A 7,393-nucleotide genomic window follows, 5' to 3' on the forward strand; every position below is an offset into this window, starting at 1 on the left:
TTTAGCCCTCTCCTTGAGTATGTGTGTCTCATATCTCTTAATTAATTATGCTGCTTGTCTTTTTAGTCATAGCTTCAGTTATGTTTTGATTATTCTGACACTTGAGTTTTTATTGTACCTTAAAAACAGACAAACTGCCACCATTGGTTGATGGCTGTTTGTCTGTTGATTAAGGGTGACGATTATTTTTGTAGTGACCAATGGGTAACGGTCCCTTTGACGTCACCTGTTAATTCTAGCTTTTCTTCATCAGCTTTTGGATACATCCGTGTGGTCATCACCTGTTCACCATCATTGATAAACACTTCTAATGACGAATGATCAACGAAGCACTGAAGTTGATTTAAGGCGGTTAAGTCAACGGCACGTGTTTGACGTCCTCTACCAGCGTCACCGAGTGTTAATGTCAATTGTTTCGTGTCATCATCATACGATAACGTCACATCTGACCGGATGGTGATACTCAAATCTTTTACTTGTTCAATTGTCACAAGGAGTTCTGCGACCTTACCAGTGAAATATTCATAAGCGCCTTCACTTAATTGAAGCTGACGACGGTCTTCGTTATGACGAAGTGTTTGATAATTTGGATGTGGTCGCTGCATAAGTTGATGGTTTTCCACCGTTAAGACACGCGGTAGTGTCATCGCATGTTGCCAGTCATAGTCAAGCGGATTATCATAATCGGCATCAGGTAAGCCCATCCAGGCCCACATAATTCGCCGGCCTTGTTCATCTTCAAATGTTTGTGGTGCATAAAAGTCAAAACCATGATCCAGTTCATAAAAGTGACTGGTTGGTTTAAATGTGACGTGTTCTTCATCCATCTCTCCAAGGTAATACCCTGACTGATAGACGTTTTGATACAATAAGCCATCTGGCTCCATACCTTGAGGTGAGACGATTAATACTTCTTTATTGTTTAACTCGAAAAAGTCGGGACATTCCCACATATAGCCCATACCTACCTCTGGACCAAAGTAAGGACCATGATAGTCCCAATCCTTTAAGTTAACGGATTTATACAACATAACCAGCCCTTCATCGTGACGATTGCGTGCACCAAGAATCATATAGTACATGCCATTAATTTTTCTGATTTTCGGGTCTCGAATATGGTTGCTGAATACGGCTGGATAATCTTTTGAATCTATGACAACCTCTTTATTTTGAATTGTCATCCCGCCGTCATAGCTAACGGCATGAATCGTATTTTGTTCTCGTCCTGAGGTAATATAATCATGGTCACCTAAATGCTTCACGTTTCCGGTGTAAAAATAATGGATCACACCATCTTCTTCAAACGCACTACCTGAATAGACACCATGGAGGTCATACGGTTGATCAGGTAATAACGCTAGTCCTGCATCATCAAAGTGGACGAGATCAGTTGATGTATAATGCCCCCAATATTTTAAACCTCCCGCCGCATCATACGGTGAGTATTGATAATAGAGATGATAGAGACCGTCTACTTGACAAGCGCCATTCGGATCATTCAGCCAACCTGTCGGTGGCATCACATGAAAATGCAGCCGATAAGGATCTTGATCATTCGCTTCAAACGATGCCATCATTGCTTTATAGCGTTGTTTCATTTCGTCATGTAATGGATTCATTGATACATCCCCCTGTCCTATTTCTTTCTTTAATTCTGTTGATGGATGAATGCTTTGGTCGCTTCAATCGTTGGTAAGGACTCAACCGCCCCGTGCTTTGTTGTTGTGAGTGCCGCAAAAGCATTACTAAAGGTTAACATATCGCGCGCACCTTCTTCTGTTAGGTCAGTGATTTTTTCTAGCTCAGCTAATTGATATAAAAACGAGCCAATAAACGCATCTCCTGCCCCAGTTGTATCAATCGCCTCAACTTTAAAACCATGGTGTGCGACATTAAAACCTTTCATTAACAAAACGGCGCCGTCTTTACCTTTTGTATAAATGACACATTTGACCCGTTCTTTAAATAGAGATTGTAAAGCTTCTTGTTCATCTTTAATTCCTGTAATAAACGTGAGTTCTTCATCCGATACTTTGACGATATCAGCAAGTGGCAAGAATGACTGAATCGCTTCTTTACAACTTGCTTCATCTGGCCAAAGTGGGAGTCTGACATTAGGATCAAAACTAATCGTTGCTCCTTGGCGAATCGCATCTTCAATCACTTGTTTATGAGCATACTTTACTGGCGCTTCAATTAAATCGACTGAACAAAAGTGTAACAGGTCACCTTTATTAAAAGGAATATCTTTCACCTCTGTATCACTCAGTAACATATCAGCACTAGGCTTACGATAAAATGAAAAATCTCGTTGCCCGTCTTTTTTTAATGATACAAACGCAAGCCCTGTATTCGCTTCGTCTGTTTTTAGTAAATACGTCGTATCAACGCCATACTGTTCTAATTGTTCCGTAATATGATCACCAAAGGCATCTTTACCTAGTTTAGAGATAAACCGGCTCTTTCCACCTAACTTACTCACCGTCATCGCAACATTTGCCGGCGCGCCACCCATCACCCGTTTAAAACTAGACACGTCTTTTAAATCTGAATCCGTCACACTTGGAATAAAATCAATCAGTGCTTCACCAATACTATATACGTCGTTCATTACAGTCATCCCTCTCATTTTAACATCTATAACTTTCTTCTTATTCAAACACTTAACCTTCTCTTTAGACTACTTTTACATAAGCTATGTTAAGTTATACCCCTATTTATAGTGATTTACACGCTATGTTTATTGGTATACTTGAACAACACTAAGGGTACAGGGCAGATGCCCTATACCCTATTCGCATTAATAAATCTGTTTTTAATTTATCTCTTTTGCAATACTTTGTGATTGAATTCTTACCAGAACAAAGCCTACAACAAAGGCTACAGCAATTACAATTAGATATTGCGCTAGCATCCAAAGGCTACTTGTGTATAGTAATAAACCTGGGATAAATGTGATACCCATCCCTGTACCAGCTAATCCTAATAGTGATGTCACTAAACCACCTGCTGCTCCTCCAATCATTCCAGATACAAAGATTCTGAAGTGACGTAAGTTTACCCCAAATAATAATGGCTCTGTAATGCCGAATAGCGTTGATGCTGTTGATGACAATGCATTACTTCTTTTAATTTTGTTTTTCAATAAGAGTGCAGTAGCAATGGCTGCACCAAATTGACCAGCCATACTTGCAGTACCAAGTGTATTAAGAACGTTCTGTCCAGTATCATTTAACAAACTAATTTCGATAATGGATAATGAATGGTGTAACCCGGTAATAACAAGTAATTGTTGGAATGCTGCGTAAATAACATATCCAATACCTAATGGAGCCTCAATTAAGAAAATAATAGATTCAATGACACCGTGTTCAACAGTTTGTAAAATAGGTCCTAAGATAAATAACATAACAGTAATCGTCACTGTTAAACTAATAAATGGTGTCACAACTAAATCCATCATTTCAGGTACTACTTTACGTAAAACTTTTTCTAATTTTGAAATCATCCAACCAGCAATAATGGCTGGGATAATTGAACCTTGATAACCAACTAAATCAATGCCAAATACGGTCATCGCTTCAGCATCACCACCAGCAACTGCCCATGCGTTTGGTAATTGCGGTGCGACCATCATTAAACCGACAACAATACCAATGATTGGATTACCACCGAATTTCTTTGTCGCACTATACGCAATCAATACTGGTAAGAAGGCAAAAGCAGTATCAGTCAGCATCCCAAATAACGCTAAGCCGGTATCACCAATTTCAACACCTAGTTCAAGGAGTAGTCCTCTAATCCCCATAAGCAAACCCGTTGTTACTAAGGCTGGAATAAGTGGTACTAAAATGTCGGCTAACGTTCTAATTACACGCTGAACAGGATTTAGATTTTTATACACATCTTCTTTAAAGTTACCATTTGATTCTTCACTATCACTGTCACCCATCACTGCTTTTAAATCTGCATAGACCGCATTTACTTTGCCTGTCCCGAAGATAAATTGGTGTTGGCCTGTGTTAAAGAAATAACCTTTTGATTCAGGAATTTCTTCTGCCATCGCTTTGTCTACTTTACTATCATCTTTTAAAATAATCCGTAAGCGCGTAGCACAGTGTTCATAATTCTTAATATTGTCTTTACCACCAACAACTTCAAATAACTTGTCGAGCGTTTGTTGATATTTCATCTTGTTCGCCTCCTAGTTTGATTAAAAATATATGATGACATACTTGATATTCCCCAGTATGAGACATCTTAATCCTGTTTTAATTGATTAACTGAAATCGATTTCATGTTTCTTTAAAAAAGAACGGATGGTTCTTTTTATATAGCTTTTACCGATGCCCGCGTTTTTAACTCAAACGTGGTCATGAATCGTTTGCCCTGCTTTGTGTCATCTTCCATTAGTTCGAAGACAGCTTCAGCGGCCATTTTACCACTTGTTTTAAAGGTGTAATGCACGGTTGTCAGTGGTGGGTTTAAATAGGCTGCCAGTTTAATATCACCAATGCCGACAACAGAAACGTCATCTGGCACGCGAAGTCCGGCATCAAGTAAGGCATGAATCGCCCCAATCGCTAAGTGATCCGTTACCGCAAATACGGCCGTTGGGGTTTTATGCGTTAAGATTTGTTGCATCATCTGGTAACCTGTATCGATATCAAAATCTCCTATAGCCATTAACTTGCTGTCAACTTTAACAGCATATTTATTCAAGCAATCTAGATACGCTTTTTTTCTTACGACACCAACCGCTTCATCTTTCTCATCAACACCGATAAAAGCAATCTCGCGATGATGTTGTTTGATGAGATACTCGGTCATACTAAAGCTTGCATCGTAATCATTATGAATAATCGATGTGTACCCTTTCACTTCTTGTCCTAAAATAACAATCGGCACAGCCAACTTATCCATTACGGCTAAATGGCGATCGGTCACTTCTGTTCCCATCATAATAATCCCATCGACAGATTTATTCGAAAGAAACTTTAAATAATTGATTTCTTCCTCGATATCTAAATCTGTATTGGCGATTAATACTTGGTAACCGTGTACCTTTGCGACTTCTGTCACACCAGCCACCACACGACTGGCCGTTTCGGTACTAATTTTCGGTACAATGACACCTAACATGTGTGATTTTTGGTTTTTCAGTGATTGCGCGATAGGATTCGGTTGATAGTCTACCTCTTTGATCACTTTCAATACCGCTTCACGCTTTTCTTCTTTTACATATCCATTGTTGTTCATGACTCTTGAAACAGTCGCAGGTGAAACACCTGCAAGTTTGGCAATATCTTTAATACGCATACGTTTCACCTCTCATTGAGTTGATTGGTGAAATAACTGAAATCGATTTCACAATTATATTATATCAAATCATATCGATGTGTCAACCGTTTTTTAAGAAAAAATGTATTCGTTTTCATTTTGCAACAGACTTTTTTATCGTTTCACTTAATAAACGTCACATATTCGCTCGTTGGTTTACGGTATCCTCTTGGTTTTCTACTGGACACTTTTTCTTTCCCTAACGTGATCATCATAACGACTTCTTGATCATCATCAATTTCTAACAATTCTTTGACTTTTAGTTGATCAAAACCAATCATAGGACACGTATCAAACCCTTGATCTTTTGCTGCCAACATAAACAGCATCGCTGACAATGACCCGTTTCGGATAGCTTCATCACGCTTAAATACTTCTCCACCAGCATGATAGAAATTAACCGTATCACTCACCATCAGGTCATATTCTTGTTTGTTTAAGATCCCGAGTGAGTGTAAACCTTCGTAAATTGTCCCTGCTTGTTCGTGCGCTATTTTACTGCCGGTCACAATAATGACCGCAGATGCGGTTTGAACCTTATGTTGATTATTGGCTGCTTCCTTTAATGCTTTTTTCATCGACGGATCAAGTACAGTAATATAGTGCGTGTGTTGTAAGTTAAAGGCTGATGGGCCGTATTTAACAATCTCGAAAATGTTCATTAATGCTTCTTGAGTTACCTCATACCCCTCCACAAAATTACTAGCTGAACGGCGTTCTTTTATAAGTGTTTGAAACTCTGTCATATGTTTACTCCCCTTATTGCGTCTCATTATTCATATTTTATATTGATTTTATCGTCATTTTTTCATTATTATTTGATTTATTTGTCATCTATTGGTATGAGCGCTTTTTCTATCGCTTCTCTTTGTGGTTCAAGTTTTGGCGCAAGGGCTAACCCTTGACCTAATGATGCTTCATCACTATCCACGAGATACCCTGGCCCATCGGTAGCCACCTCAAACAAAATGCCATTCGTTTCTCTTACGTAAAGACTCTTAAAATAATGACGGTCAATCACACCAGACGACTGAAAGCGTTCTTGAATCTTGTCTTCTATTTGCCTTAGTGCGGCTTCATCTTTTACTCGTAAAGCTAAGTGGTGAATACTCCCACGACCTGGTCTTTCCACTTCGCCTGCCTGTTGTTTAATAATGATTTCACTTGCGATATCATTTAGTACGGCTCGGTAAACGGTCTCTTGTTCTCCTTCACTTACCTTGGTCATTCCAAACATATCGACCAAAGTCTGGCCTATCCTATCCCCATCGCGAACGGTAATTTCAACCGGTCCAATACCTTTAATTTGGTGGGCTTCTGGCACATCCGTCTCATCCCATGGGGCATGTGCACGCAACGCCTCTGACTCTGCAACGACAAGGGCATAGCGTAATCCTTCTGGGTCCTCAAACAACAGTGCGTTATATCCTGCATAAGATGATACAGATTCTATCTCCATTCCACGAGCCCTTAACCGATCATGCCAAAAGGTGAGACTTTCTTGTGAGGAGACAACTAAGCTGATTCTTGTGATTGCATTTGTGCCTCGATAGGTTTTACCGACCGCAGGTATTTCAAAAAATGTCAGTGACGTACCGGGTGTCCCGACTCTATCAGCATAAAATAAATGATACATGGATGGTTCGTCTTGATTAACGGTTAACTTCACGCGTCTCATACCGAGGACGTCAGTATAAAAGTAATGATTTCTTTGCGCTTGTTTGGTGATCATTGATAAGTGGTGGTGTCCTAATATCAGCGTCATGTGTTTATGCTCCTTTTGTTAAAATTGTATTCTACCTCGTGATTTTTCCGATTATATAATGTTATCTGTCACTATCATACACGTGACGTATAGGTAAAGTAAAGATTTTTATTTCGAATTCAAGATATTTTATATAAACTAAAAAGGAGCTCAACATGAGCTCCCAAAGTTTAGCACTAGACACGATAGGTTTTAAATCAGGTTCTTTGTCAAATGGTGTTGGCGAGAAGTTTTAACCAATAATTTCAAGCTTATATTTCACATGTTTCGGCTCTTTTTATGCAGCTG

At 39.2% G+C, this 7,393-nt stretch carries 6 protein-coding genes; all 6 read right to left on the reverse strand.

Going from position 1 to position 7,393, the window contains the following annotated elements; all coding sequences use genetic code 11:
• Positions 1–182: 182 nt before the first annotated feature.
• Entirely contained in the window at positions 183–1,619 is a 1,437-nt protein-coding gene (locus BM390_RS06695) for a glycoside hydrolase family 32 protein (protein WP_218161151.1), read from the reverse strand.
• A gap of 29 nt (positions 1,620–1,648) precedes the next feature.
• Entirely contained in the window at positions 1,649–2,611 is a 963-nt protein-coding gene (locus BM390_RS06700) for a carbohydrate kinase family protein (RefSeq protein ID WP_062321285.1), read from the reverse strand.
• Between the two features lie 204 nt (positions 2,612–2,815).
• Positions 2,816–4,192: a PTS transporter subunit EIIC gene (locus BM390_RS06705; RefSeq protein ID WP_062321179.1), complete on the reverse strand. Its 1,377-nt coding sequence runs from the start codon at positions 4,190–4,192 to the stop codon at positions 2,816–2,818.
• A 137-nt stretch (positions 4,193–4,329) separates the two neighbouring features.
• Positions 4,330–5,319 carry a LacI family DNA-binding transcriptional regulator gene (locus BM390_RS06710; RefSeq protein WP_089853605.1) on the reverse strand — a complete coding sequence of 330 codons (990 nt, stop codon included), beginning with the start codon at positions 5,317–5,319 and terminating at the stop codon, positions 4,330–4,332.
• Between the two features lie 143 nt (positions 5,320–5,462).
• Complete coding sequence (locus BM390_RS06715) at positions 5,463–6,086, reverse strand: nitroreductase family protein (RefSeq protein ID WP_062321174.1); 624 nt, start codon at positions 6,084–6,086, stop codon at positions 5,463–5,465.
• Positions 6,087–6,163: 77 nt separating this feature from the next.
• Entirely contained in the window at positions 6,164–7,105 is a 942-nt protein-coding gene (locus tag BM390_RS06720; RefSeq protein WP_062321172.1) for a VOC family protein, read from the reverse strand.
• Between the last annotated feature and the right edge of the window lie 288 nt (positions 7,106–7,393).

Source organism: Halolactibacillus miurensis (genome assembly GCF_900116255.1).
Lineage (GTDB): Bacteria > Bacillota > Bacilli > Bacillales > Amphibacillaceae > Halolactibacillus > Halolactibacillus miurensis.